27 protein-coding genes and 1 pseudogene are annotated in these 26,003 nt (G+C 41.5%); 7 read left to right on the top strand and 21 right to left on the bottom strand.

Features of this window, described 5'->3' with window-relative positions:
• Nucleotides 1-21: 21 nt before the first annotated feature.
• Entirely contained in the window at nt 22-1,833 is a 1,812-nt protein-coding gene (locus M5V91_RS03560; RefSeq protein ID WP_251175014.1) for an assimilatory sulfite reductase (NADPH) flavoprotein subunit, read from the bottom strand.
• Nucleotides 1,834-2,028: 195 nt separating this feature from the next.
• Between M5V91_RS03560 and M5V91_RS03555 the strand changes: the two genes are divergently transcribed.
• Entirely contained in the window at nt 2,029-2,928 is a 900-nt protein-coding gene (locus M5V91_RS03555; protein ID WP_019382535.1) for a LysR family transcriptional regulator, read from the top strand.
• A gap of 121 nt (nt 2,929-3,049) precedes the next feature.
• Complete coding sequence (locus M5V91_RS03550) at nt 3,050-3,259, top strand: hypothetical protein (RefSeq protein WP_009333607.1); 210 nt, start codon at nt 3,050-3,052, stop codon at nt 3,257-3,259.
• A 53-nt stretch (nt 3,260-3,312) separates the two neighbouring features.
• Here the strand turns inward: M5V91_RS03550 and M5V91_RS03545 are convergent, their stop codons facing one another.
• On the bottom strand, nt 3,313-4,491 hold the full coding sequence (locus tag M5V91_RS03545) for a M20 family metallopeptidase (protein ID WP_251174967.1): 1,179 nt from the start codon (nt 4,489-4,491) through the stop codon (nt 3,313-3,315).
• A gap of 97 nt (nt 4,492-4,588) precedes the next feature.
• Nucleotides 4,589-5,104, bottom strand: coding sequence for a YbaK/EbsC family protein (locus M5V91_RS03540; protein WP_251174968.1), 516 nt, complete (start codon nt 5,102-5,104; stop codon nt 4,589-4,591).
• Nucleotides 5,105-5,303: 199 nt separating this feature from the next.
• Between M5V91_RS03540 and M5V91_RS03535 the strand changes: the two genes are divergently transcribed.
• On the top strand, nt 5,304-6,410 hold the full coding sequence (locus M5V91_RS03535; RefSeq protein WP_284521720.1) for an aromatic acid exporter family protein: 1,107 nt from the start codon (nt 5,304-5,306) through the stop codon (nt 6,408-6,410).
• Nucleotides 6,411-6,450: 40 nt separating this feature from the next.
• Here the strand turns inward: M5V91_RS03535 and M5V91_RS03530 are convergent, their stop codons facing one another.
• The 3 genes from M5V91_RS03530 to M5V91_RS03520 all read right to left on the bottom strand — a co-directional run bounded on the left by M5V91_RS03530 (nt 6,451) and on the right by M5V91_RS03520 (nt 8,883).
• On the bottom strand, nt 6,451-7,512 hold the full coding sequence (locus tag M5V91_RS03530; RefSeq protein WP_009333603.1) for an SDR family oxidoreductase: 1,062 nt from the start codon (nt 7,510-7,512) through the stop codon (nt 6,451-6,453).
• A gap of 145 nt (nt 7,513-7,657) precedes the next feature.
• Nucleotides 7,658-8,425: a hypothetical protein gene (locus M5V91_RS03525; protein ID WP_009333602.1), complete on the bottom strand. Its 768-nt coding sequence runs from the start codon at nt 8,423-8,425 to the stop codon at nt 7,658-7,660.
• Between the two features lie 251 nt (nt 8,426-8,676).
• On the bottom strand, nt 8,677-8,883 hold the full coding sequence (locus M5V91_RS03520; protein WP_251174970.1) for a response regulator: 207 nt from the start codon (nt 8,881-8,883) through the stop codon (nt 8,677-8,679).
• A gap of 189 nt (nt 8,884-9,072) precedes the next feature.
• Here M5V91_RS03520 and M5V91_RS03515 point away from each other — a divergent pair, with 189 nt between their 5' ends.
• Entirely contained in the window at nt 9,073-11,121 is a 2,049-nt protein-coding gene (locus tag M5V91_RS03515) for a molybdopterin-containing oxidoreductase family protein (RefSeq protein ID WP_251267118.1), read from the top strand.
• A gap of 30 nt (nt 11,122-11,151) precedes the next feature.
• Here the strand turns inward: M5V91_RS03515 and M5V91_RS03510 are convergent, their stop codons facing one another.
• Nucleotides 11,152-11,685, bottom strand: a complete 534-nt coding sequence (locus tag M5V91_RS03510) for a DNA topology modulation protein (RefSeq protein ID WP_019382527.1) — start codon at nt 11,683-11,685, stop codon at nt 11,152-11,154.
• Between the two features lie 116 nt (nt 11,686-11,801).
• Here M5V91_RS03510 and M5V91_RS03505 point away from each other — a divergent pair, with 116 nt between their 5' ends.
• Nucleotides 11,802-12,863, top strand: a complete 1,062-nt coding sequence (locus tag M5V91_RS03505) for a DUF3231 family protein (RefSeq protein WP_284521719.1) — start codon at nt 11,802-11,804, stop codon at nt 12,861-12,863.
• Here the strand turns inward: M5V91_RS03505 and M5V91_RS03500 are convergent.
• On the bottom strand, nt 12,858-13,361 hold the full coding sequence (locus tag M5V91_RS03500; RefSeq protein WP_251174972.1) for an NUDIX hydrolase: 504 nt from the start codon (nt 13,359-13,361) through the stop codon (nt 12,858-12,860). The two genes, M5V91_RS03505 and M5V91_RS03500, sit on opposite strands and share 6 nt — an antisense overlap.
• A 149-nt stretch (nt 13,362-13,510) precedes the next feature.
• Between M5V91_RS03500 and M5V91_RS03495 the strand changes: the two genes are divergently transcribed.
• The gene (locus tag M5V91_RS03495) at nt 13,511-14,377 is read left to right on the top strand and encodes a YitT family protein (protein ID WP_034296760.1); all 867 of its coding nucleotides are present in this window, start codon (nt 13,511-13,513) and stop codon (nt 14,375-14,377) included.
• Between the two features lie 51 nt (nt 14,378-14,428).
• On the opposite strand, the gene zupT is transcribed toward M5V91_RS03495, so the two are convergent.
• The 9 genes and pseudogenes from zupT to M5V91_RS03455 form a co-directional block, all read right to left on the bottom strand.
• The gene (gene zupT / locus M5V91_RS03490; protein WP_009333594.1) at nt 14,429-15,238 is read right to left on the bottom strand and encodes a zinc transporter ZupT; all 810 of its coding nucleotides are present in this window, start codon (nt 15,236-15,238) and stop codon (nt 14,429-14,431) included.
• 257 nt (nt 15,239-15,495) lie between these two features.
• Complete coding sequence (locus M5V91_RS03485) at nt 15,496-16,380, bottom strand: glycosyltransferase family 2 protein (protein ID WP_439649972.1); 885 nt, start codon at nt 16,378-16,380, stop codon at nt 15,496-15,498.
• Nucleotides 16,368-16,610: a glycosyltransferase family 2 protein gene (locus M5V91_RS30880; protein ID WP_439649957.1), complete on the bottom strand. Its 243-nt coding sequence runs from the start codon at nt 16,608-16,610 to the stop codon at nt 16,368-16,370. Before M5V91_RS30880 ends, M5V91_RS03485 begins: the two co-directional genes overlap by 13 nt.
• Nucleotides 16,611-16,992: 382 nt before the next feature.
• Nucleotides 16,993-17,412, bottom strand: coding sequence for a DUF1801 domain-containing protein (locus M5V91_RS03480; protein WP_019382522.1), 420 nt, complete (start codon nt 17,410-17,412; stop codon nt 16,993-16,995).
• 119 nt (nt 17,413-17,531) lie between these two features.
• A complete protein-coding gene (locus M5V91_RS03475) occupies nt 17,532-18,377 on the bottom strand; it encodes a pirin family protein (RefSeq protein WP_019382521.1) in 846 nt (281 codons plus the stop codon).
• 64 nt (nt 18,378-18,441) lie between these two features.
• On the bottom strand, nt 18,442-19,053 hold the full coding sequence (gene wrbA / locus M5V91_RS03470) for an NAD(P)H:quinone oxidoreductase (RefSeq protein ID WP_019382520.1): 612 nt from the start codon (nt 19,051-19,053) through the stop codon (nt 18,442-18,444).
• A gap of 111 nt (nt 19,054-19,164) precedes the next feature.
• The gene (locus tag M5V91_RS03465; RefSeq protein WP_009333589.1) at nt 19,165-19,767 is read right to left on the bottom strand and encodes an alpha/beta hydrolase; all 603 of its coding nucleotides are present in this window, start codon (nt 19,765-19,767) and stop codon (nt 19,165-19,167) included.
• A gap of 20 nt (nt 19,768-19,787) precedes the next feature.
• Nucleotides 19,788-20,725, bottom strand: a pseudogene (locus M5V91_RS03460) (ring-cleaving dioxygenase).
• Nucleotides 20,726-20,812: 87 nt separating this feature from the next.
• Entirely contained in the window at nt 20,813-21,241 is a 429-nt protein-coding gene (locus tag M5V91_RS03455) for a MarR family winged helix-turn-helix transcriptional regulator (RefSeq protein ID WP_009333587.1), read from the bottom strand.
• 279 nt (nt 21,242-21,520) lie between these two features.
• Here M5V91_RS03455 and M5V91_RS03450 point away from each other — a divergent pair, with 279 nt between their 5' ends.
• A complete protein-coding gene (locus M5V91_RS03450; protein ID WP_251174974.1) occupies nt 21,521-22,720 on the top strand; it encodes an iron-containing alcohol dehydrogenase in 1,200 nt (399 codons plus the stop codon).
• A gap of 55 nt (nt 22,721-22,775) precedes the next feature.
• Here M5V91_RS03450 and M5V91_RS03445 read toward each other — a convergent pair whose 3' ends face one another.
• The 4 genes from M5V91_RS03445 to corA all read right to left on the bottom strand — a co-directional run bounded on the left by M5V91_RS03445 (nt 22,776) and on the right by corA (nt 25,777).
• Nucleotides 22,776-22,910, bottom strand: coding sequence for a hypothetical protein (locus M5V91_RS03445; RefSeq protein ID WP_019382515.1), 135 nt, complete (start codon nt 22,908-22,910; stop codon nt 22,776-22,778).
• 340 nt (nt 22,911-23,250) lie between these two features.
• A complete protein-coding gene (gene modB / locus M5V91_RS03440; RefSeq protein ID WP_009333585.1) occupies nt 23,251-23,919 on the bottom strand; it encodes a molybdate ABC transporter permease subunit in 669 nt (222 codons plus the stop codon).
• Nucleotides 23,920-24,135: 216 nt separating this feature from the next.
• On the bottom strand, nt 24,136-24,663 hold the full coding sequence (locus M5V91_RS03435) for a GNAT family N-acetyltransferase (RefSeq protein ID WP_251174975.1): 528 nt from the start codon (nt 24,661-24,663) through the stop codon (nt 24,136-24,138).
• Nucleotides 24,664-24,820: 157 nt separating this feature from the next.
• Nucleotides 24,821-25,777 carry a magnesium/cobalt transporter CorA gene (gene corA, locus M5V91_RS03430; RefSeq protein WP_009333583.1) on the bottom strand — a complete coding sequence of 319 codons (957 nt, stop codon included), beginning with the start codon at nt 25,775-25,777 and terminating at the stop codon, nt 24,821-24,823.
• Nucleotides 25,778-26,003: the final 226 nt, after the last annotated feature.

Raw genomic sequence — 26,003 nt, 5'->3', positions numbered from 1 at the left:
TAAAACTCCTTTCCTTCCAAATCAATATACGTCGCGCTGGTAGCGTTTATTTTTCTGCATATCGGCAAGATATTCAGAAGCCTGGTCGCGGCTTATACCGCCTTCTTTTTCAATAATATCTATAAGTGCATTATGGACATCATGCGCCATGTTTTTCTCATCGCCGCAGATATAGATGGCTGCTCCTTCCTGAAGCCACTGGAATAATTCCTTGCTATTTTCCTGCATTCTATGCTGAACATAAACCTTCTCATCACCATCACGGGAAAAAGCGACATCCAGCTTCGTCAAGACTCCATCCTTGAGCCACTTTTGCCATTCAGTCTGATAAAGAAAATCAGTCACAAAATGCTGGTCGCCAAAGAATAGCCATGATTTCCCATCAGCGCCGCTTTCTTCACGCTCCTGCATAAATGATCGGAACGGTGCAATTCCGGTTCCAGGACCAACCATAATGATTGGTGTGTCCGGATTCTCAGGCAGTTTAAAGTTTTCGTTGTGCTGAATAAATACTGGCAGTGTATCGCCAGGCTGGAGACGCTCTGCACATAATATGGAGCAGACACCTTTGCGTTCACGGCCATGGGCATCATAGCGGACAGCACCGATTGTTAAATGGACTTCATCGGGATTCGCCTTGAAGCTGCTGGAAATGGAATAAAGACGCGCAGGCATCTTACGCAGTATAGAAACAAACTCCTGTGCCGAACCGTTCCATGGTTTAAAGTCACGGACTAAATCAATTAAGTCCCGCCCAACCATATAAGATTTCAGTTGATTGCTGTCTGACACTAGCTGTTGCAGTTCTTCATTTCCAGAAAACTTTGCAGCCTTTTCAACAAGCGGTTTAGTCAGGACAGTAATCTCAAAGTGAGCCGTAAGCGCTTCTTTTAACGTTACTGTTTCCTCCTTCACTCTGACTGTTTCCTCTGGATCCCAGCTCATCTCAGCTAAAAGCAGGTCAACCAATTCAGGATCGTTTTCAGGGTATACCCCAAGGCTGTCACCAGGCTGATAAGTCAGACCGGAACCTTCTAAAGAAATCTCGAGATGGCGGGTTTCTTTATTGGAGCCGCGTCCATTAAGATTCAGATTTTCCAGAACTTCTGCCCGGAAAGGATTGGACCGGGAATAGACTGACTCAGCAGGTGCTGAGGCTGAAACTGAAGCTGCTGCTGCAGGAGAAGGATTGCTGCTTTCCCCTTCGCTCAATCCGGCTAAAACTGCTTCCGTCCACTCTGCTGCAGGCTCCTCGAAATCAAGATCACAGTCCACTCTTGGCGTTATTCTTGTTCCGCCAAGTTCCTCCAGACGTTTATCAAAATCTTTTCCCGTTTGGCAGAAGAATTCATATGAGCTGTCGCCAAGTGCCAAAACTGAGTATCGGAAGTCTTCCAGTTTGGGCGCCCTTTTTCCGTGAACAAATTCATGGAATGTCAAAGCGTTGTCAGGCGGATCTCCCTCACCATGGGTACTTACGACAATTAACAGGTTTTTGACCTTTTTAAGATTATTGGGCTTAAAGTCACTCATTGCTGAAACCGTTACTTGAAAACCTCTCTCCTCAAGCGTTTTTCCAGCTTTCTTTGCCAGATTCTGCGCATTCCCGGTTTGTGATCCAAATAAGATGGTCACTTCTTTTGGAATGGCCCTTACCGCTGCAGGTGCGGGACGTTCTTCCACTGCTGGGGCAGCCTGTAATGATGAAGACTGTATTGCGGCAAGATACCCGCTCAGCCAGAGAGATTGTGTCTCTGTCAGAGTCGGAAGAAGACGATTAAGGAGCTCTGTCTGCTCCTGATTAAACGGACTGTTCATTACCTGAAGTTGCAACATGATCCACCTCGCAAACCAGCGCAAAAGGCTGGTTTTATAGTATTTCTTTAAATTTCCTCTTTTCCTATAAAAAAAGTCGGTTTTATACACAAAAAATATATATCTATTACTTTACCGAATGATATTCCATTAGTAAAATAAATATTAATTATCGCAGCTATTAATATTATTAATTATAGAAAGGGTGATATTTTGTACTATGATGCGTTAAAAACATTCGTCACATTGGCTGAAGTTAAAAATTTTACGAAGACGGCCGAGCTCCTTCTAATGTCACAGCCCAGTGTCAGCCTGCATATTAAAAATCTGGAAAAGGAATTTCAGACCAAACTATTTCAACGCTCTCCAAAATACTTGAAAATTACGCCCAGCGGTGAAATATTATATGACCGGGCCAAGCAGATGATTACCATTTACGAGCAAACCAGGCAGGAAATTTTAGAGCAGCAAAACACCATTAAAGGAGACTTGAAAATTGCGGCCAGTTTCACTATAGGGGAGTACATCCTGCCTCCCCTCCTGCTTGATTTGCAGAATCAGTATCCTGAGCTTAATCTCCAGGTGACGATTGCCAACACAGAGGAAGTTGTTCAGTCAACACGGTCCCATCATGTGGATATAGGGTTAATAGAAGGCCAGACAAATGAAAGAGAGCTTATCGTGACTCCCTTTTTAGAGGATGAATTATTTATTGTGACTTCCAACCAGCATCCATTGGTACAAAAAGAGGAAACAACCATTGCTGACCTTCAAAATCAGCAATGGATCATGAGGGAAAACGGGTCAGGGACACGTGAGTATTTTAACCATGTAGTCAGATCAAATGGCCTTAAGGTGAAATCACTTTTAACGATCAGCAGCAACCAGGGGATAAAAGAAACACTCATCAACGGGCTGGGAATAAGCATTCTTTCCGGAAGCGTCGTCGAAAGGGACGTTAAACAAAATAACCTGTCTATAATCAAAGTGAAAAATCAGGAATTCAAACGCACTCTTTCCTATGTTCTATCCCCCATCATGCAGGAAAAAAAGAATGTCAGCATTTTTATCGAAGCACTCGGCGAAAAATGGAAGCACCCTAAGGGAAAATAGTCATTTTTAGAACAAGCTTTTTTTCACACTAGTCCCACTTTATTCATATACTATAGTACCGAAGTGTATAAAATCTGCCCATTTTATTCAAAATAAGGAAAAAATGGCTGAGGTGAAAAAGATGGGATTATTGAATGCCTTTAATGAATGGCGCGAAAGCAGATATCAAAATCATGTCAATCGCATGAAGGAAGAAAACAAGTGTCCTGACTGTTACGGCAGGGGTTTTTCACTCTATCCGGGGAATGAATTCGCTTATCATGCCAACCAATTTGACTGCCAGGGCTGCAATGGAACCGGACTGTATTCAGAATGGGATAGTTTATCATAATATAATGGCCATGATCCGTATGTTTCTTATGGATCATGGCCTTATTTTGGATTTTAAGCTAATGCCTTGTTTGACTTGAATTCTTCTTTAATCTGTTTTAAAAGCTCCTGATTGGTTAACACTTCATACCCCGTAAGTGCCATTGCCTTGGCCCCGAGGATCATGGCTTCTTTAGCCTGCTCACTCATAGCAGCTTCCCGGAATTCATGGGTGTGGCAAGCATATGCCTCATTGCATATTTTAATATAAGGATGGATGGAAGGGGCTGCCTGGCTGACATTCCCCATGTCAAGAGAACCTGACCCATTCTTCTGTTCCAGAATTTCCTCCTCATTCACACCAAGAGAAAGCAGTTCTTTATTGAATGCTTCTGATAAAGGGCTGTTCGTAACCATATCATCATAAGAAAACTCATAAAATGACCACTTCATTTCGGCACCAGTCTGCAAAGCTGCCCCTTCTGCACATTTCTTGACCTTTTCTACAAGTTCATTCACATACTCACGTTTGGATGCACGAACATAAAATTGGGCAACCGCATAGTCCGGAACCACGTTTGCGGCTTTGCCACCTTCCGTAATAATGCCATGGATTCTGGCATCAGGTTTGATATGCTGACGCAGAGCGTTTATGCTGTTGAACGTTTGCAGGACAGCGTCCAACGCATTAATTCCTAAATGAGGGCTGGCAGCTGCATGTGCTGATTTGCCAAAAAACTCAAACTGTATAGCATCCATTGCCAGTGATGTCCCGCTTTTCACAAAATTGTCAAGGGGATGAACCATGATCGCTGCATCCAAAACATCAAAAATACCAGCTTCAGCCATGGTCACCTTACCGCCCTTCGTCTCCTCTGCAGGCGTGCCAAAGACAATAACCTTTCCTCCAGTTTCACGAATCACTTTACTTAGTCCTATTCCTGCAGCAATCCCCATTGTCCCGATTAGATTATGACCGCATGCATGCCCCACTTCAGGCAATGCGTCGTATTCAGACATGTATCCAATCACAGGACCTTCTTTTCCGCTGTCATAAGTTCCGGTAAAAGCAGTCGGTAAACCGCATATGCCGATTTCTACAGAAAAGCCATGCTTTTCAAGCTCCTCTGTCAATACTTTGCATGCCTTGTACTCTTCATGGCCCAATTCGGGATTCTCGCCGATATAAGTGCTTATTCTATTAAAGTCATCCTGAAGTTCATCAATATGTTTAATAATCAGATTCTTTCCCATGAATTATCTGCTCTCCTAATCCGCAAATCTATATATTTATTCATTAATAATTATAATCATACAACACATTTTTGATTTCGGCACGTAAATATCACTTCTATTTCGTTATTTTTTCCAGTGGCCGTTCAATGATCAGCGCCTCTTCCCAGTCCTTGCACACATCCACCCAGGCTTTTGCATCTGAATATGTATTAATTTCAGCAGGTGTCAGTTCAATGGCGGAATTGCTGCTTCCGCATGCAGGGAAAAGGGTCTCGAATCTTTTCATAGATTCATCCAGATATACATCCAGATTATTTTTCAGTCCAAATGGACACACTCCGCCTACGGCATGGCCCGTCTGTTCGAGGACTTCCTCAGCTGAAAGCATCCGGGCTTTGAGACCGAACGTTTTCCGGAACTTCTTGTTATCCACTTTGGCGTCGCCTGCTGCCACCACAAGAATTGCTTCATCCCCATCACCCCTGAAGGAAAGAGTCTTGGCAATTTGTGCAGGGCTGACACCGATTGTTTCAGCAGCCTGTTCCACTGTTGCGCTTAAAGAATCAAACTCCATTACATCCTGTTCCCGATCCCATTTTTTGAAATGGGCTTTCACACTTTTAATTGACATTCAAACTCACCCTTCCTCTAAGTCCGTAAAATCTTATATATATTCAGTATTTATACTTTATAGTTGTCTATTTTAACATACTATCAGATGATGTCACCGGGATAATTTCTTTTTGTCAGAAGATTCGCATTTGCTCTTATTGGTTTCTTGCACTAATATAAATTTAATATTGAAACCACGATTTAAAGAAGGATTATGTATGAAACAGACTATTCCATATAATTTTATTGGAGGAAGAATCGCCAAAACCGGACTGGCTGTTTTTATAACAGCTTTTATTTGCCATATGCTGGATTGGCCAGCCATGTTTGCTGTGATTACGGCCATCGTAACGATTGAACCTACTGTTGCGGACTCCATTCGGAAAGCATATGTCAGATTTCCTGCGGCAGCCATTGGTGCGGGCTTTGCTGTATTATTTACGTTCATTTTCGGGGACAGCCCATACAGTTATGCTGCCGTTTCGCTTACGACAATCATAGTCTGCCATAAGCTGAAGCTTCATGATGGGATGCTGGTGGCTACATTAACAGGTGTCGCTATGATTTCAACGGTACAGGACCATTATCTGTCCTCTTTTTTCATTCGATTGGGGACTACCACTACCGGAATTGTCGTTTCCACAGCAGTTAACTTTTTTGTCATGCCGCCCAATTACTCAACATCCATCATAAAAAACATACATGCCCTTTACAGACGATCCGGTGACATTTTACATAAAAGAGGACTTGAAATTTTCAATTCACAGGGATCTGATGGCACTGTCCGTTCTGATTTTCAAAGACTTATTAAAGATATCGATAAAACGGAAACTTTATGCCATTATCAAAAAGCTGAATATAGGTATCACCGATTTAGCCGTGAAGACATGCGCGACTTTCATTATGAATATAAAAAATTGACTATTTTAAGGCAGATTACCTATCACGTGGGGAACTTGATCTTTCTGCCAACTGGCCTTCCGGAGCTGGAGGAAGACAGGAAAAAGGCTGCCGCTGCTGTTCTTGAGGATATAAAAAACAGCCTATATGACCCGGTCTTTCTTATTACAGAAAGCCATCATAAAAAAATCAGCGAGGTAACACAGTGGTTTATTGACCAAAAACAGCTGAACCCTGCGGGGGGCTTAAAACCGCGCACACACCACCATGTCCAGCCCGAAACTGCCATTCTATATGAGGTTCTCTCCATCCATGACTTAATTGAGGAATTGAATCAAATTCAGACTATGGAAATTAAGCACAGGAAGCTTTTAAAAGCCCCCTTGAAGCAGGTGCCCAAAAAGACGGGGAACAGACATGAATGATAAAGAAAGACCGGGAATTCAATCCCCGGTCTTTCTTTCGTCAGGAAGGTATACCCGCTTCATCGAGTAAATATCCTGCTATTATTCTTGTTAATACATCACGGTCCATTTGCAGCATGTGAACTCCTGCATCTGCAAGCATCCTTTCCGTATTGTCTGATGGAAAATCAATGGTCCGCTGGAAATAACTGTGGAAAATGCTCATTGAATTATGAAAAGCCTTTTCCTCACTAGTCATTTCTGCAGATGATCCTGGGATACACATCTCCAATTGCGGAAAATTCAGTACCTCTCTTACTATTTCATATACATCTGATTGCAGAGGCGGATTAGGATTTGTAATGTTGAAGATCCCGCCATTTTCTGCATGAATCAGGGCGGCATCCAGTGTATCTATAACATAATTCACCGGCACAAAATTCTGGGCAACTTCAGGATCCAAATAGATTCTGCACGTTTGGCCGTCTTGTCTTCGCATGGCCCGTTTTTTCAAGATCTTGATGCCTTTTAGAAATCCATATAAGCCGAAGTTTGTATCAGCTTCACCTGTTCTGGAATCACCGATGATAATACCGGGACGGAGAATAACAATATCCAGTTTATCCCGGAATGTATATACGAGGTGTTCTGCCTCGCACTTGGAAGCTTCATAGGGATTTACAAAACGCCTGTCCACAGAGTAAAGAGCCTCCGCCCCCTGAGTATCTGTCCCAACCGTATAGGCGGTACTGATATATAAAACTTTTGGACAATTTATTTCCAAAGCAAGATTCAGAACATTTTCTGTTCCTCCCACATTCACTTTATAAGTCTTATCCCGATCCTTTTCATCAAATGATAGAAGTGCTGCACTATGGTATAAGGCATCCAACTTTCCTTTTAATGAATTCATAAGTTCTCTATTTAATCCAAGATGTTCTTCGGTAACATCGCCTTCCAATATATGAATCTGTCTGGAAAAATCGCTTCCTTCGCCTTGCATGAAGGCATCCAGCCGCTTTCTGCTCCTGACTAATAAATAAAGTTCATGCCCCTGTTCCAAAAGCTTTAATGAAAGCTTTTTCCCTAAAAAACCGTTTGCACCTGTAATTAGTATATTCAAAGAAGAATCTCAACCTTTCTATCTAACATCCCTGTAAAAACTTTAGCGGGAAATTCAATTAAAAGCAATGGAAATACATTCACCCTAAATCGGTTGTGCATATTCATAAACAACAGAAGCGCCTGGTTTTCCCCAGGCGCCTTTTTTAAGATAAGTATTTTGGTTTTCTCTCGTTCTTTTCATCCCTGTCACAGACTCCCTGAAAAGGACAGGCTGGACACTCATTCATATTGTATAAATCCGAAAACTGCTTTGTGTCTTCAAGAAGCGTCTTCATCATCTGCAGATAGTTTAATCCCGCTTCAAGGCTATCTTTATTTGGATTGAATACATGCCTCTCACCATCCATTAATGTCACGACCTCAATTCTGGCCGGACTTATTCCAAATACCTTTTCTGAAAAAACCACTGTTAAGTGACAATAAAGCTCAAGCATTTGCTCATCAGCATCTACCAGGAATTTCTTCACTATAAAAGAATCCTGCTGCCATTCCGCGACATCAAAAGTTAAAGAAAGATCTGCATTCAGTTCTTTAAGATTCATTCTGAACTTTTCATACAAAAACAGCGGCTGTGCTATTTCAGATTCACTGCTTAAGTTTCTCATTAAACCATCAGTTATAGCTGCTGCAGCCATATAATATTGGAGCTGGGAATCAAACATACGCAGCTCCAGCCTTCCCCAATATTGATCGATCAGCATCAAAACGTTTGCAGGGGTCCGATGGCTTTGCGGCAGCTGAAAATAGGATGAAACAACTTTATTGATAATATGCTGAATGGCCTGACGCCAGCCAAGAGGATGTTTTTTCTTTTCAATATGTGCGTAATAAAATTTATAAGGACACCGGATAAAATCCGTTAAATTCTGGTCAGTCATTGTGCGGACGGATACTTGAGGGTTTTTGATCAACTCCTCGCCTCCTTAAAATCAAAACTATGTATGATTGAAAACGATTATCACCTATCTTCATTTTAATTGATAATGATTATCAAAATCAACAAGTTTTTTAAATTAAAAAAACACCTCCAGCTTGAAGGCGTCTCCTTATGTGTACGACTCATCCTGCTTTTCATAGGGAGAGATCATCTCTTTATCCAGGCACCCTCGTGCATAATTCTCATCATCATAAAAAAATAAACTAATGACTGTATTCATTCAGCTTATCCACTGCTTAGATGCCATTCATAATAGGCATATCGAATATTCATAATCATAACGTCAGGCCTATAATTCTTATCAATTATGAGAGCATCACGGCCATCTTCCCCTTCAGCAGCTGCTTCAAGGTCCTCTTCCATTTCCAGTATCCGTTTGACCCCTTCTCTGAAGAGCTTATGATCATCTGCAATCGCAATTTTTATCGCCATTTCTCTGTTCACCTGCCCGGATGTATTCTGAATCTACCAACCTATTTTATAAAATTTTTTACAAAGAATAATTTCAAATATGAGGCTTGGTGTTTCACTATAAAAATTTGATGGATGCCCCCAGACACCCATCAAATAATCTGAATTTTATGTTATGATCGAAATACTATGATGAAGGAGTATGTGGACATGAACTCTTACAGCAAAATATTAAATGGTGTTTTCCCATCCGTTTGCTCCCTGGATTGCCCCGATCAATGCGGCCTTCTCATTCATAAAAAAGAAGGAAGAATCGTAAAAGTTGAAGGAGATCCCAATCACCCCGTAACACAGGGGAATATATGCAATAAGGTCCGCAGCATGCCTTCAAGGATCTATGATAAGGATCGCCTAAAATATCCAATGAAGCGTACTGGCACCAAAGGTGATGGTCATTTTGAACGGATTGGGTGGAAAGAGGCGATAGACACAATTACCTCCAGATGGAAGGAGCTAATTGTCAATAATGGCCCTGAAAGCATCCTGCCATATAGTTTCTACGGAAATATGGGCAGATTAAACGCAGAAGGAATGGACCGCCGTTTCTTCCATAAAGTCGGAGCATCACGCCTTGAGAGGACGATTTGCCAATCTGCCGGTACAGCTGGATATACGTACACAATGGGCGGTAGCTTTGGAATAGATCCAGAAGATACCATCCATTCAAAGCTCATTATTCTATGGGGCATTAATGCAGTCAGCACGAACATGCATCAAATGATTCTCGCACAAAAAGCAAGAAAGAGCGGTGCGAAAATCGTTGTGATTGATGTCCATAAAAACCAGACTGGAAAAATGGCCGACTGGTTTATACCGATTACTCCCGGCACTGATGCTGCTCTGGCCCTTGGCATGATGCATGTCTTGTTTGCCGAAAATCTGGCCGACGAGAACTTTCTGAAAAAGTATACGGTTGGCCACCAGGAACTTCGTGAACATGTGAAGGAGTATGATCCTGAAACAGTAGCCGGCATAACAGGTGTGCCCAAAGATGATATTTTGAAATTAGCCCGTATGTATGGAAAGACTTCCCCTGCTTTTATCCGAATCGGCAACGGGCCACAGCATCACGACAATGGCGGAATGTGCATCCGCACCATTTCATGTCTTCCTGCAATTACAGGACACTGGCTCTTAAAGGGCGGCGGTGCCATCAAGGGAAACTCCGGCTATCTTGCTTTTAATACTGGAGCCCTTCAAAGGCCTGACCTCCTGCACAAAAAGGATACACGCATCATTAATATGAATCAGATCGGTTCGGCACTCCTTGAACTGGAAAAACCGATTAAATCTATGTATGTCTATGGAACCAACCCTGCTGTTGTTGCACCAGAGGGGAATAAAGTCCGTCAAGGGCTGCAGAGGGAGGATTTGTTCCTTGTTGTCCATGATCTGTTCTTAACCGAAACGGCCAAGTATGCCGATATTGTTCTGCCGGCAGCTTCTTCTTTTGAGAATACGGACATCTATTCATCCTATTGGCACCACTACATGCAAATTCAGGAGCCAGTCATAGAACCATACGGCGAGTCAAAATCCAATGTCGAAGTGTTTCGGCTTCTTGCAGAAGGAATGGGCTTTCATGATGCCGTATTTAAAGAAACAGAAGAAGAAATGATTGATGCCGCACTAGATTTTCCAGCTAACCCCCTAATCAAAGAAATCAATGCTGAATCTCTGAAGAAAAACAAGTTTATCAAAGCGAGGGTAAAACCGCTTTTTCCTGGCAGGCTGCCTACGCCTAGCGGAAAAATAGAATTATACTCGCAGAGAATGAAAGATGATGGGTATCCTCCTCTGCCGGCATACATACCGCTGAAGGAAGAAAATAAATTCCCTTTTCTGTTTGTGCCTGCACCGAACCATAACTTTTTGAATTCAACTTTTTCAAATAATACAAAACATGCAGCGATGGAGAAGGAACCGCGTCTTCACATAAATACAAGGGATGCTGCAAATGCTGAAATTAAAGATGGTGACTTGGTTCGTATTTGGAATGAACGAGGAGAATGCGAACTCAAAGCGGCTGTCGGAGAACTTGTCCTTCCTGGTACAGTTGTTTCACAGGGGTTATGGGCTGACGCCCCAGGAACAAAACATCTGGTCAATTCGCTGACTCCGGACCGGCTTTCCGATATGGGCGGCGGTGCCGTGTTCTTTTCAGGCCGGGTAAATGTTTCGAAATTCAGGAAAGAATAACCCCTGCAAAAAATGCAGGGGTTTTTGTTTCTATGAAGCATTGTTAGTCTTAACATCAAAATCTTCTATGAATGAATCAATATCCGGTTTATTTTTCAGTACAATGACTTTTTTACCTTCTGCTGCAAATCTGTCAAGCCGTTCAGCCATTTTCTTTTTGCGGGTTCTGTATGTTGTCAGTATGAATTTAATAAATTTCCAGTCCATTTTCTCCTTGCACCCGGCTGCCATATCCGGACGTGTTTTACCAAGATTGGTCAGCCACCTCTTTAATACCCTGTATAGGCAGAGATACAGGGGAAGTTCCAGATATATGACTGTATCACAAGCAGCTGCCCTGATTTCAAAAGTATTGCTGTAATTGCCTTCAATAATCCACTGCTGTTTTTTCACAAGTTCACGCTGGGCATCCGAAAATTCCGAAAGTCTGCTTTCCACCCAGCCGGGCTTCCAGAACACAGCATCCAGATGATGTACCTCAATGCCTGTTTTTTCTCCCAACTTTCTGGCAAAGGTTGATTTTCCTGCGCCCGCTGAAATCCCAATCACCATAATTCTTCTCAAATAATCAGGCCCCTTTCAAAATGCTGATTGATGACTTAATACGGAAAAAGAATAAGAACCACTTTAAAGGAAAAAATATCAACCATAGTCAATAATCGTATAATGGAGGCAATCCAATGCAAAAGAATAAGACACGTCTCACAGCCGCTGAAATTGCATCTTTGTGGACTTCCTATATGAATGACAGCATGGCTAAGTGCATTTTAGGGTTTATGCTTAAAGATCTCGATGACAAAGAAATTAAGGGAGTGGTCCAATACGCATATAATTTGACCACCACCCATTTAAAAAAACTTGTCAAGTTTTTTCAGCAGAATGAGATGCCGGTGCCTAATGGTTTTTCTGATAACGACGTCATTATGTCTGCCCCATGGCTCTTTTCCGATATGTTCTGTTTAACGTATATTAACCATATGGCTCGGACAGGTCTTATTTCTTATGGCGGCTTTCTTTCCATGAGTTCAAGGGAAGACATGTGTGAATACTTTACAAATGGGCTTCATGAAACTTCCGTTTTATATAATAAATCAACCCGGATTGCCCTCAGCAAAGGCCTGCTTGCAAGGCACCCTTATATTGAAACTCCGGATGTGACTGAATATATAGATAGCAAAAATTATTTAAGCGGGCTGAATCCTTTGGCGAATAAAAGGCCGTTAAATGCAATAGAAATATCTCATTTGTATATGAATGTCATGACCAATGCCATGGGGGTAAACTTAAGCCTCAGTTTTGCTCAGACCTCATCGACAAAAGAGGTCTCAGATTTTATGCTTAGAGGTGCAGAAATAGCCAACAAACATATTAAAATCTTCTCAGATATTCTGCTGCAAAATGATATTCCAACACCCCGTCTGCCTGATGTCAGTGTCAGCAATTCGGTTACACAGACTTTTTCAGATAAGCTGATCATGTTCCATATGAGTTTAATAAGTGCAGCAGGAACCGGAAATTATGCTACGGCAGCAGCTGCCAGCCAGCGCAGCGACCTGGCCATGAATTATGAACGCTTGTCCATTGAGATTGCCAAATATGCCAAAACGGGAGCAGACATTATGATTAAACATCATTGGATGGAAAAGCCGCCCGGCACAAAAGACCGAAAAAATTGGCCCAGAATAAAAACGGATCATAATGGAAAAAGGAGCAGTCATGCTCTATTTCGTTTTGGTTCATAAAATGGAGGAGCTCCTTTTCATTGCTGAGTTTAAAGCCTCAGCAAGTGTTTCATGCCATCCCTTGCAAAACTCAGTTATTTGCAGAGGATCGACCAGCTTCCTTTCTGATGACTCATACCGGGCTTCAAAGTCATACATTCTTTCTATTTCCATATGATAAAAAACCTGATAGCCTATTTTGGGATATACGCTGCTTTCAGTCCACTGCAGATTCTCGCTATGGTCTACGATAATATATCCCAATTGTGCGCACTGCCCTTCGGCATAGCCTTCTTCCATGGCTTCTCTCTTAAAACATTGCTTCGGGCTTTCACCCTTTTCTATGTGGCCGCCGGGAATATCCCACCCCCGGTTCTGCAAATTCACTAATAAAACCTTTCCCTCTAAAAAGCAAAACCCATGAGCGCTCGTAATAAATTCTCTCTCCGGAAGATAGGCTGCCTCCTTCCAGGTTAATTTTATCCTTGCTCCGCCCCAATCCACGTTAGCAGCAGTCATATATTTACCTCGCTTTTTTTAATCCAATTAATTACATTCAACGCTTCCCGTATTATTTCCTTTTTTGCAGCTAAGTGGTTCCTGCTTAAAGATTTTTCTATATAAGTGCTATAATATGAAAGTATTTAAAAAAGAAGGGCTTGATCATATTGGCAATGACAAAGAAAAAACGGATAATAAAAGAGATAAGGCAGCTCATCATGATTACGCTAGGTGCGGTGATTGCAGCGGCAGGACTTGAGTTTTTCCTTGTTCCCAATAATATTCTCGATGGCGGGGTTATCGGTCTTTCCATTATCGCTGCTGAACTGACCGGGTTAACCATGAGTATATTCCTGATTGTTTTAAATCTGCCATTTCTCTATATTGGCTTCCGTAAAATAGGAATGAAATTTACGATACATACGTTATACGGTGTTATTGTTTTATCTGCCAGTACCGCTTATCTGCATCATTTTGAGCCGGTAACCAATGATTTATTTTTAGCGACGGTCATTGGAGCTGTCATTCTCGGTACAGGGGTCGGCCTTGTGATCAGGACTGGCGGAGCTTTGGACGGTTCAGAAATTATCGCCATCCTAGTCAGCAAGAAGCGCCCAGTGTCTGTCGGCCAATTCATCATGATTGTCAACGTATTTATATTTATTCTTGCGGCCTTCCTCGTTTTCAGCTGGGAAACTGCCATGTACTCCATTATCACCTATTATATTGCATATAAAATGATTGATATCGTTGTGGAAGGTATGGAAGAGCTGAAGTCGGTTACGATCATTTCCGATATGCCTGAAGAAATCTCTGCAGAGCTTATGAAGCAATTAGGGCGGGGGATGACCTATATTCAGGGCCAGGGTGTTTTTACCGGGGAGCCGAAAAAAATCATTTATACCATTGTAACACGGATTGAATTATCTACGCTCCGTTCGATTGTGGAAGATATCGATCCGAATGCATTAGTGGCTATAGAAAATATTGCCGATGTCAGCGGCAGCAACTTTGACAAAGGCACAGCTCATTAATTGTGAAATGAAGAAAGCAGCCTCCTGCACAATAGGAGACTGCTTTCTTTGTTATAAAAACAGCAGCAAGCTGAGCGCCATGACGGCCATTCCTGCCACAAGTCCATAAATGGAAGTATGGGCTTCATCATACTTCTTGGCAGCCGGCAATAATTCATCTAGAGAAATGAACACCATTATTCCGGCAACTGCAGCAAAAATGACTCCAAACATTACATCGTTTAAATATGGCATTAAAATCAAGTATGCGACAAATGCGCCAATTGGCTCTGAGAGCCCTGATAAAAATGAGAGCTTAAAAGCCTTCTTCTTGCTCCCAGTGGCATAATAGACAGGAACTGAGACAGCAATCCCCTCTGGGATATTATGGATCGCGATAGCCGCCGCAATGGCGATTCCAAGCGATGGGTCCTGAAGTGCAGATGTAAAAGTTGCAATTCCTTCCGGGAAGTTATGAATCGCAATCGCCAAAGCGGCAAAGGTCCCCATTTTTAAGAGGGCCGGATCTTCGACAACCTTGCCTGCATCATTCATCTCTTCAACTGTTCTTACTTCATGCGGGTTATCCTTTTTAGGAATAAACCGATCTATTAGTGCAATAAGGACTATCCCCCCAAAAAAACCTCCAACTGTTGCCCAATTGCCGTTTACTTGACCTAATGCTCCTACAAGTGCATCTTTTGCTTTTACAAATATTTCAATCATGGAGACATAAATCATTACACCTGCCGAAAATCCAAGTGCCAATGATAAAAACTTCGTATTCGTTCTAGAAGTAAAAAAAGCCATTAAACTGCCAATACCTGTCGCTAAGCCGGCAAACAATGTGAGACCTAATGCAAATAATACTTCCTGCGACATTTCACTCTCTCCTTTTTCACTGTTGCCAAAAAGTTTCACTGGGGCAACTTTTGCGTTAAAAAAATATATATCCTAGATTACTAAAAGTATATGCGCCTAACTTAAAAAGTTTACTTTGGTAAACATTTTATCTCCAACGCAAACCAAAAGCAATAAAAATGACTCCGCAATTCTTTTTCTTCAATATTATAAGAATGATTGAGGAAAATGTGCATTAAAAAAATCAAAAAAACCTCCGCTACTTGCCACAGCGAAGATCAATCCCAGACACGCTTTAACTTGAAAAGTTCCTGAAAGTATCCCCATACAGATATGGGCGACATAATCATTTGATAAAAAAGGATAAATGCAAAAAAACCTAATATATTTTTTCTTACTTTCAAATTAAGATTTTTAAAAACATAATGCTTTTGATACATATATAAGATACCGTAACTTAGAATTGTAAGCGGCAGGACAAATAAGGTCATTGGACCAACTATCCAGAAATAACCGAAGAATGCCAGTATTAATCCAGGGATCCAGAAGAAAGTATACACCATGTCCAGATATGGCATAACAAGGTTAACGCCCGTTAAGTATTTTGTGTAAATTTGGGGCTGATTCCATGGTTTAATTTCATTCAGGCCTTCAATCATTCCCCTTGCCCACCTGGACCTTTGCTTTGCAAAGTGTGATAGATTGGAAGGAACATCCGTAAATGCTGCAGCCAGCGGCTCAAAATACACTTTCCATTCTTTCTGAAGAAGTCTCCATGTCAAGACAATATCTTCGCCAATGGCATCGGGCCAGCCATTTACCTGGCGGACGGAATTTGTTTTGTACAAACTGAAGGCCCCTTGAGCAACCAGTGTTCCCTGATATAACCCCTGCAGCCTCTTTATTGAAGCAATCCCCAGATAATAATCCCACTCCTGTATTTTAGTCAATAGGTTTTCACGGCTATTGCGCACAAGCATGGAGCCTGCTACGGCACACACTTCTTCAGGACTGCTTTCCATGCGTGCCACTAAAAAGCGGACCGCTGAAGGATGAAGCAGGGTATCGGCATCAAGCGAGATAACATACTCTGTTGTCACATGCTGCAGCCCTTTGTTTAACGCATGGAATTTTCCCGGCTTAGATTCCTTTAAAACCTTGATTTCAAGGTTAAGCTCTTTTGAGCCCTTACTAATTCACAATAGGTATTGTCTGAAGAACGATTGTCTATGACAATAGCTTTAATTTTGCCTTTATAATCCTGGCTTGCCACATAGCTTAACGTCTGAAAGATTGTATTCTCTTCATTGAAGGCAGCTACCAGCAATGTCACTTCCTTATCAGGATCCGGATTTTTAAATGAAGGCTGCCTGTCCAAAAGCAGGCTCATCACCAGAAAGGCATTCATATAGCCAGGTAAATAGGCAATACCGCCAATAATAAGAATACTGATCGGGAGTGTGACAATTTCCGATAAGTCCTTCAGCCATGGCAGCGATAGATATATAGAAAAAGTCAGCCATACTGCTGAAGAGAGGTGGCTGAGTACAAACTTTTTATTAATGGAGACATATAATTTTTTCTTCCGTGTCTTGCTGCCGGCTCGATGGGTGTTAGACTTGGCTTCATAGGCTCACCTTCAAAATGATATACTTAATTAAAAAATATATCATTCTGAGAGTCAAGTAACCTGGTAAATAACACCAGATCTCCGGGCGGATGAATAAGTGTTTCTGCCTCATGGATCCGAGAGTATTTACATACTGGACTTCCTATTACTCCGGGTAAGTCTCTCTTAAAAAATCAATTGATTGAACAATTAATTCCTTTAGCACTTCTACATCGATATCTGCAATCTTATTTATGTAAACACAAGCTTTTCCGGTGGTATGTTTCCCAAACCTTTCAAGCAATTCATCTCTTTTTCTATCCCCGGGTGCAAAATAAAGGCTAATTTTTGCCTTTCTTGGCGAAAAGCCAACAAGTGGTGCATCCCCTTCATGACCAGTTGCATATTTATAATGATACGAACCAAAGCCAATGATGCTTGGTCCCCACATTTTTGCCTGATAGCCTGTCGTTTCTGTAAAGATATCCAGCAGCCTATATGCATCCTCCCTCTTTTTAGGACTCTCAACTTTTTCTATGAATTCAAATACACTGTTATCGTTCTCTTTGGTTTTAACTTCATACATTATAGGCCAACTCCTTATTTGGATTTGATTAGTACTTCTCTAAAATACAGGTAATGTTTCTGAAAACCAATACTCCCGGCAAAAAAAGAGCAACCATATGATTGCTCCTCACCCTCTTCTTATTTTAGAAAGGTACCTTCCATATACTCCTTATATGCGGTTCGTATTTCTTCTTCCGTGTTCATAACAAACGGTCCACGGGCAACAACCTGTTCTTTGACTGGCTCGCCTGCATATAGTAAAAAGCGCAAAGGCTCTTCGGCTTTGATGAAAATTTCGCTTCCAGCGTCCCCGCCATCTCCCAATTCAAGAACCTGGCCTTTTGCTGCATATGCTTCATTTTCTCCAAAAACCCCGCTGCCTTCTATAATATAGATGAAGCCCTTGTAGCTTCCAGGCAGATCTTGCGAGGCTTCCGCTCCTTTTTTCATGTTAGCTTCAACCATCGTTACAGGCACATGATTTAAGGCAGGAGATACAACCCCCTTTGAGGATCCGGAGAAGACTTTAAAAATAACGCCATCTTCCTCTCTGACAGGAACTTCACTGCCTTTAAGATTTTGATATCTAGGCGCTGTCATTTTCTTCCCGCTGGGCAGATTGATCCACAGCTGCAGCGAATGGGCAGTTATTCCTTCTGATGGCACTTCGTTATGAACGACACCGCTGCCTGCTGTCATCCATTGAACATCTCCTGGCCCTAACACGCCTCCTTCACCGGAATGACTATCGAAATGTTCAATAGCCCCTTCAATAACATAAGTTACGGTTTCTATACCGCGATGGGGATGGATGTCAAACGCACCTTTTTGAAATTTATCCTCCATCATCAGAAGGAATGGGTCAAACTTCTCCCAATTCCCTGGTTCTATCACAGGGCCTGCTGCATGAATGGGGCTATGCTCCTGCAGATATACTTTCCTGATTGAAGCAATTTCCCGCTTAGTAATCTCCTCATTTTCCATACGCCATTTCTCCCCTTTACATGTAAAGGGAGCAATTGAATAACAATTGCTCCATCTATTATGTTTACTGATTACCTTTTTTTATCCACCCGGCAACTGTGACGGTTCTTTTCGCCTGATGCTTAACAGCTTCCTTCACATCTTCAATCATTTTTCCATCCTGGTCAACTGTTACGCTAGTTCCATACGGATTGCCTCCTGCTCCGAAGAGAACCGGATCTGTATATCCAGGAGCAGCGACAATCGCTCCCCAATGATACATTGTTGTATAAAGGGAAAGAATTGTTGCTTCCTGCCCCCCATGAGGATTTTGGGCTGATGTCATTGCACTTACTGCCTTATTCGCAAGCTTTCCTTTCGCCCAAAGACCGCCAGTTGTATCAAGGAACTGCTTCATTTGGGAAGGCATATTGCCGAAACGGGTCGGCACGCTGAATATAATGGCATCTGCCCATTCAAGATCGTCCGGCTTGATTTCAGGCACATCCTTTGTTGCCTCGACAGTTGCTTTCCATACAGGATTGCCTTCAATTGCAGATTGCGGTGCCAATTCTGGAACCTTAAAAACCCTGACTTCCGCACCAGCTTCTTTGCCGCCTTCCTCCGCCCATTTAGACAATTGATAGTTTGTTCCGCCCATGCTGTAAAAAATTACGGCCAATTTCACATTTTCCATATTAATCGTCTCCTTTTTAGTTGAATTTCCAAATAACCTTGATAGGATACCCATATCAGCACCGCCTATTCTTTCATAGTCTTCCCTATTAATTCATTGCATTAACTAATTTTATATTTGTTTATACCAGCGGGCTGCAGCTTGAACCTCACCCATGGTTAATTGGTGTCCAAAACTTTCCCAGTGAAGCTCGACTTTCGCTCCTGCACTTTCCAATAAAGACTGTAAATCAGTAGATTCTTCTGCGGGACAAATCGGGTCATTGGTTCCTGCAGCGATAAATACTGATGTTCCGCTAAGATCAGGCAATTCAGCACCACGCCTTGGAACCATCGGATGGTGCAGAATCGCTGCTCTTAAGGAGTTTTCATGATGGAATAATAAGCTTCCTGCAATATTAGCTCCATTGGAATAGCCAATTGCCACTATGTTTTCACGCTTAAATTTGTATTTCTGTGCAGCTTCATCTAAAAATCCGTTTAATTCTTTAGTGCGAAAAATCAAATCCTCTTCATCAAAGACACCTTCTGCCAGTCTGCGGAAAAATCTCGGCATACCATTTTCCAGCACATTTCCGCGCACACTTAGAACAGAGGCCTCCGGATCAATATGCCCTGCAAGCGGAAGCAGGTCAGTTTCTGTACCTCCTGTTCCGTGAAGCAGCAATAATACAGGTTTAGAAGGATCTTTTCCTTGTTGAAAAATATGTTTCATAGTATCTTCCCCTCTTCGTTTTAATCCAGTTCCCTAACTTCAATTGGGATTAATTTCCGCTCGATGCGATTTCTCATATCCTCATATTGTTCAGGAAGCATCAGCTTCTCTCCCATTTTCCCAGGTGATTCGTCATGCGCAAATCCAGGAGGGTCGGTTGCAATCTCAAACAGAATTTCCCCTTGCTCCCGAAAATAAATGGCATTAAAATAATTCCGATCCCTGACTGGCGTCACACTATATCCATTTGACCTCACATACTCCTGCCACTCCAATTGATCCTCATCATCTTCTGCCCGCCAGGCGATATGATGGACTGTACCGACACCCATCTGGCCGCGCTTGCCGGAAACCTTTTTCAGGTCTATGACATTGCCGATTTGGGCAGTGGATTGGAACCGGATCATTTCTTCCTCTTCCCCAATACGTTCAAGGCCCATTACCCTTTCAAGCAGGTTTGCCGTTTGTTCAGGCTGGGATGAATAAAGAGTCGCCCCAGCAAATCCCTTTATTGCAGCATCTGGAGTGATGCCTCCAAAAGACCATGTATTTATTTCTCCCTCATCTCTTTCTACCAACTCTAATACAAGGCCATGTGGATCAAGAAGCTTTATCAATTCTTCTCCGAATCTTTTTCCCTTGTGTAAGAAATATTAAATTTCTTAAATCTGTCTTGCCAAAATCCAAGGGCACCTTTGGGAATGGCATAGGAGGTGACCCCAACCTGGCCATCCCCTATAACTCCCTGGAAAGCATTTGCCCATGGAAAGAAAGTAATGATTGTCCCCGGCTTTCCTTCTTGATTGCCAAAGTACAGATGATAAGTGCCGGGGTCATCAAAATTTACGGTCTGCTTGACCATTCTCAAACCTAGTACACCTGCATAAAAATCGACATTATCCTGCGGATGGCCGACGATGGCAGTGATATGATGGATCCCGCTAGTTTTTCTGCCCACTGTAAACACCTCTTCCTATTTAATGTATCCTAAATTCAGCCAATAAAACTCATTTCAATTCAAATATTTTTAATTCAAGATATTAATTTAAATCTCTGTCCGCTTTTTAACTTTTTCAAGTAAATTTATTAAATCATCCAGCTCATCTGAATTCAGTTCTTCAAAAAAAGTATTCACCTTTTGCTGGTGTTTCGGCATAATCTCTTCCAATAACTTATTTCCTTTGTCAGTTAAACCAATATGAATCGCCCGGCGGTCATTCGGACATGCGATTCTTTTGGCATATCCCTTTTCCACAAGCTTATCAATTACATAAGTCATCGAGCCGCTCGTAATTAATATCCTCTTTCCAATTTCGTGTATCGTCTGCATATCATTGTGGTATAGAGCTTCCAGCACTGAAAACTCGGTCATGCTAAGGCTATAATTGGTGATACTGTCCTTTATGCATTCATGAATGGATTTGGATGTCTGCATGAGAATCAGGAATGCCGGGTTAGGGCAAGGCCTTTTCATATTATCACCTGCCAATACTTCGAATTAATTTATCTTGATTTCGAGATAATTATAAAATACATTTATGATTGTGTCAATCATCCGGATTGAACTCTTTCATCATTCCGCATTGAAAACGAGAAAGGCAGGGAAGAAAGCTGAATTAATTTAGCCAAGTGTTTTAACTCATTTTTAATCACTGATTATTTTACATCATTCAGCATATTGACTTCTTCTTTAACATAAAGGTATATATGATTTATAATATTAGAATTTTCCGATAAGTTTAGGGGTGAGGGAATGTATAAAACATACTGCCGAATGGTTCAAAAAACCTTCAAGCTGGCATCGCCTTTTCTGCCATGGCGGAAACCGGAATTATTAGAAGGTCCCAATAGCCTGGACAAGCTTCCTGATGTTATTAAGAAGAATGAGATCAGCAGAATTCTGATTGTAACTGACAGCGGCATCAGTGGTCTTGGCCTAATGGATGGTTTGCTTTCAAATTTACAGAAAAAGAACATTGAGTTTTATATATATGATAAAACCATTCCAAATCCTACAAATACGAATATAGAAGAAGCACTTGAGGTATATAAAAAGAATGACTGCCAGGGGATTATTGCTTTTGGCGGGGGTTCTCCGATGGATTGTGCCAAAGGAGTTGGTGCAAGAGTTATGAGGCCAGAGAAAAGCATTTCACAAATGAAAGGCCAATTTAAGGTTAGAAAAGAGCTCCCTCCCATTTTTGCAGTCCCGACCACGGCAGGTACTGGAAGTGAAGCCACCGTTGCAGCGGTCATTACTGACAGCAGCTCACACGAGAAATATGCGATTATTGATTTGAACTTAATCCCGCATTATGCAGTTCTTGACCCGTTGATTACATTAAAAATGCCTCCTCATATAACAGCTGCAACCGGTATGGATGCACTAACCCATGCCATCGAAGCCTACATTGGCAGAAGCAATACAGCAGAGACTAGAAAATTCAGCATAAATGCAGTCCGCCTAATTTATGATAATCTTTATGAAACATACCAGAATGGCGAAAACCTGACGGCAAGAGCCAATATGCAGAAAGCTGCGTATCTTGCAGGATTGGCTTTCACCAGGGCCTATGTTGGCAATGTTCATGCTATTGCCCATACACTCGGAGGTTTTTATTCGGTCCCTCACGGTTTGGCAAATGCCGTCATCCTTCCATATGTCCTGGAGCATTATGGAGAGGCAGTATGGGACCCTTTGGCCGAGCTGGCAGTGGCCGCAGGTATCGGCAATGCGTCAGATTCGGCTGAAGAAAATGCTAAAAATTTTATTCTTAGCATAAAATCCCTAAACAGCAGAATGGGGATCCCGCCAAAAGTAAGCGGAATTCAAGACAGGGACATTCCAATCATGGCTGAACGTGCCTTAAAGGAAGCCAATCCCCTGTATCCTGTTCCGAAAATCTTCAGCAGAGATGATATGTTTAGACTGTACCAGCTGATAAAAGATTAAAAAGGGAAATTCCTGTGCCTTTCTTTATTTAAAAATCAATTTGTTAAAAGTTTATTTAAGAAATACCAGTTTCAATATACCTTCTTATAAACTGCCACTCACCAGGAGCACCTTCGCTCTGAAAAAATACATTGGCTGTTAACAGGCTTATCCCTGTGATAATAATGCTTTCGTATATGTATGCAAGCATTTCTCTCTCCCTTAGCTTGGCTATACGATTCAAGGTTCAACAATAAAGAACGAATGGCTCTCTTATGATTAGATATTGCCTTTCAAGCAAAATCAGCTTGTGTGAATGGCGCTAATCTATTCCCAATAGCGCCCTTTCAGGCTGAATTAACAGCAGTCAATGACGCTTATGAATGAGAATAATGCCTTTTGGACTGAATCATCATCAGCCAATGGCGCTTATCACTAGGAATAGTGCTTTTCAGATAGAATACTCATGAACGAGTGGCGCTTATTGATGTGAATTAATCCAATTGCTCACACAAAAAAAGGCGGTTTGCACATGACTGCATTCCGCCTTTCTAGAAACGTTTCTTAATAAAATTCATGAACACAAGCATGGAAGTTGAAATAAGTAATATAATTGAAACCCACATCCAAGCCAGTTCCATATCCCCTGAATCCATAGCAACGTAGATCGCGGTGGGAAGTGTTTGTGTCTTTCCGGGAATATTGCCTGCAAACATTAATGTGGCGCCGAATTCCCCTATTGCCCTGGCAAAGCTTAATATTGCTCCTGTCATGATGGCTTTAGAAGCCAGCGGCATCGTTACATACAGAAAAACCTTTAAATCTGATGCACCATCGACTCTTGAGGCGTCTTCAATCTCATTGTCAATGGATTCAAAACCAGCCCTGGCAGATTGATACATCAGTGGAAATGCTACAACGGCCGCGGCAATGACAGCAGCCCACCACGTAAAAATGACTGGCCCGTTAAACAGCGATTCAATCCCTCGTCCGACGAAAGATTGCTTTCCAAAAACCACAATAAGCAGAAATCCTACAACGGAAGGTGGAAGGACCAATGGCAAAAGCAGCAAAGTATCTATAATTGCCTGGCCTTTAAACGTCCGATTTGCCATCAGTTTTGCAGCTAAAACCCCTATCACTAAAACAGCGAGAAGCGATATAGAGGCAATTTCCAGTGAGAGTTTAACCGGTGACCAAAAGTATTCGGATTGAATCATTTCAGCAGGTAAGAAAAACCGTATTGCTCCATTTAGACATACCTTGTTCAGATTGCATAAATACGTAGAAAAGCTGTTCCGTATCCCGGTTTTTACTCTCTTTTAATACTCCCAGCTGATTGAAAATAATCATATAAACTCCTTTGTAAATAGAAATACATCTGTAAATATAATATACCTTATCATTATAAATGAAAAATTTAGTGAAGCATTCTATTAACTTGAAGTTTTTGTGTCATAAGTCACGTTTAGATTTTTATAATAAATCACTGTCGCCTCCAGATTGCCTTGTTCAGACTGTGCGAAGCCTGGTATGATGCCTGCTTTAAGATATCCTGCTGATTGATAAAGGATATTGGAAACATCACCTTCTCTTGTATCAAGTACAAGCAGGCTTCGGCCCTCCTGTTTCGCTTTATCTTCTGCCGCTTTTAATAGCAATCGTCCCAAACCCTTTCTGCGGATGGAGGGGTCAGTCATTAATTTTGCAATCTCCGCACGATGGCTTCCATTTTCTTTCTGGCATAAATGGAGCTGGATTGTTCCGGCAGCTTTTCCATCCATTACAGCTAAAAACAAAACCACATCATTGTTTTTTAATAAATCCTCCCAATATTCCTCTGCCTTAGCTTGATCAAGCGGAGGCAGAAACCCTATTGACGCTCCCTCATTTACCACCTCAATTAATAGTTTGGACAGCTCTTTTTTATATCCTTCAATGGATTTAACCTCGAAAATATCCATACCCGTTCACCCGTTTCTTAATTTTTCTATCCAATCCGCCTCTGGCGAATCTATTACATTAACATTCCATATAAGTAAAAAGTTCTCCTCCCTTCCTCAAAACAAAACCAATAAAAAAGCTCTGCCAAAAATTTCAGGCAAAGCTTTCATTATGCTTTTATCGAAACCAGCCCTTCTTCTTAAACCACCAAAACATGCCTAAGGCAATAATAAACATTAAAAACAGCGTTTCAAAGTAACCATATTTCCATGTTAATTCCGGCATGTTTTCAAAATTCATTCCGTAAATGCCCGCTATGAAGGTTAATGGCATGAATATGGTGGTTATCACGGTAAGGACTCTCATCACCCGGTTTGTCTGATGGGAGTTGATCGATAAATAACTGTCACGGATATCGGTCGTCAATTCCCTGTTTTCATCAATCATTTCAGTCAATTTCAACAAATGGTCATGAATATCAGCAAAGTATTCGTATCTTTCCTTTACGCCTTTAAGCCTGTGAGAATTAATGACACGGTATATTAAATCCCGCATCGGAATGACTGTATATCTTATCTGCAATAAATGATGACGGATATCAAATAATTTCTCCAATAATTCTTCCATTGTTTCATCATTTGGATTATCTTCAATGAGACTCAAACGATCTTCCAGGTGATAAACGATGGGAAAGTAATTATCCACTATTTTATCAATGATATGATACATGACCAAATAGGGGTCCCATTTATTGATTTTCTTACTCTGGCTCAGCCTTTCCCAAACATCATTCATTTCTTTGGAGAGCTCATGGTGGTACGATACTATGTAATTTGAACCGATGAAAAAGTTGATTTCCTGCTTATCTTCGTTAATATGATTTAAGCTATGGGTGACAAAAAAGCTGTAGTCTTCATAATAATCCATTTTAGGACGCTGGAGTTTAACAACACAATCCTCTATTGCCAGGGGATGAAAATGAAAAGTCTTGTCGAGTTCAGCTGTTTCCTCCTCGTTTGGCTGATCAAAATCAACCCAAAACCACTTATAACTTTCCCACTCTGCTTTCAGCCTCTCAAATGTAATATCTTTCTGCAGTTCATCTTTCTTATTTACAGCTTGTATTCTAATCATGATTGTCTCCTAGTCTTTCCATTCTGTAAACGTATTTTTTCCACTTTTGATAACGATATCCTAATGAGCACTCTTCCAATTGAATATTTATTATTTACCTCTTCACCTTGCACTGTTAAACAAGAAAATACTTTCTTATTCTAGTCAGTCTACTGTAATAATTCGGTAAATACCTCTATATCCGTCTACTTTAACGCTTTTATCCAAAAAAGTAATTTTAATTAAC

The sequence above is a fragment of the Cytobacillus pseudoceanisediminis genome (genome assembly GCF_023516215.1).
In the GTDB taxonomy this organism is placed as follows: Bacteria; Bacillota; Bacilli; order Bacillales; family Cytobacillaceae; genus Cytobacillus; species Cytobacillus pseudoceanisediminis.
Note: the sequence above shows the minus strand (reverse complement) of the source record. Positions and strands in the feature narration are given on the sequence as shown.

Bases quoted from the DNA above. Each gene is read 5' to 3' on its own strand.
- M5V91_RS03550 (WP_009333607.1), top strand. From the start codon at position 3,050: ATGGGATTATTGAATGCCTTTAATGAATGGCGCGAAAGCAGATATCAA.
- M5V91_RS03545 (WP_251174967.1), bottom strand. From the start codon at position 4,491: ATGGGAAAGAATCTGATTATTAAACATATTGATGAACTTCAGGATGAC.
- M5V91_RS03540 (WP_251174968.1), bottom strand. From the start codon at position 5,104: ATGTCAATTAAAAGTGTGAAAGCCCATTTCAAAAAATGGGATCGGGAA.
- M5V91_RS03535 (WP_284521720.1), top strand. From the start codon at position 5,304: ATGAAACAGACTATTCCATATAATTTTATTGGAGGAAGAATCGCCAAA.
- M5V91_RS03520 (WP_251174970.1), bottom strand. From the start codon at position 8,883: ATGGCGATAAAAATTGCGATTGCAGATGATCATAAGCTCTTCAGAGAA.
- M5V91_RS03515 (WP_251267118.1), top strand. From the start codon at position 9,073: ATGAACTCTTACAGCAAAATATTAAATGGTGTTTTCCCATCCGTTTGC.
- M5V91_RS03505 (WP_284521719.1), top strand. From the start codon at position 11,802: ATGCAAAAGAATAAGACACGTCTCACAGCCGCTGAAATTGCATCTTTG.
- M5V91_RS03500 (WP_251174972.1), bottom strand. From the start codon at position 13,361: ATGACTGCTGCTAACGTGGATTGGGGCGGAGCAAGGATAAAATTAACC.
- zupT (WP_009333594.1), bottom strand. From the start codon at position 15,238: ATGTCGCAGGAAGTATTATTTGCATTAGGTCTCACATTGTTTGCCGGC.
- M5V91_RS03480 (WP_019382522.1), bottom strand. From the start codon at position 17,412: ATGTATGAAGTTAAAACCAAAGAGAACGATAACAGTGTATTTGAATTC.
- M5V91_RS03475 (WP_019382521.1), bottom strand. From the start codon at position 18,377: ATGGAAAATGAGGAGATTACTAAGCGGGAAATTGCTTCAATCAGGAAA.
- wrbA (WP_019382520.1), bottom strand. From the start codon at position 19,053: ATGGAAAATGTGAAATTGGCCGTAATTTTTTACAGCATGGGCGGAACA.
- M5V91_RS03465 (WP_009333589.1), bottom strand. From the start codon at position 19,767: ATGAAACATATTTTTCAACAAGGAAAAGATCCTTCTAAACCTGTATTA.
- M5V91_RS03455 (WP_009333587.1), bottom strand. From the start codon at position 21,241: ATGAAAAGGCCTTGCCCTAACCCGGCATTCCTGATTCTCATGCAGACA.
- M5V91_RS03450 (WP_251174974.1), top strand. From the start codon at position 21,521: ATGTATAAAACATACTGCCGAATGGTTCAAAAAACCTTCAAGCTGGCA.
- M5V91_RS03445 (WP_019382515.1), bottom strand. From the start codon at position 22,910: ATGCTTGCATACATATACGAAAGCATTATTATCACAGGGATAAGCCTG.
- modB (WP_009333585.1), bottom strand. From the start codon at position 23,919: ATGATTCAATCCGAATACTTTTGGTCACCGGTTAAACTCTCACTGGAA.
- M5V91_RS03435 (WP_251174975.1), bottom strand. From the start codon at position 24,663: ATGGATATTTTCGAGGTTAAATCCATTGAAGGATATAAAAAAGAGCTG.
- corA (WP_009333583.1), bottom strand. From the start codon at position 25,777: ATGATTAGAATACAAGCTGTAAATAAGAAAGATGAACTGCAGAAAGAT.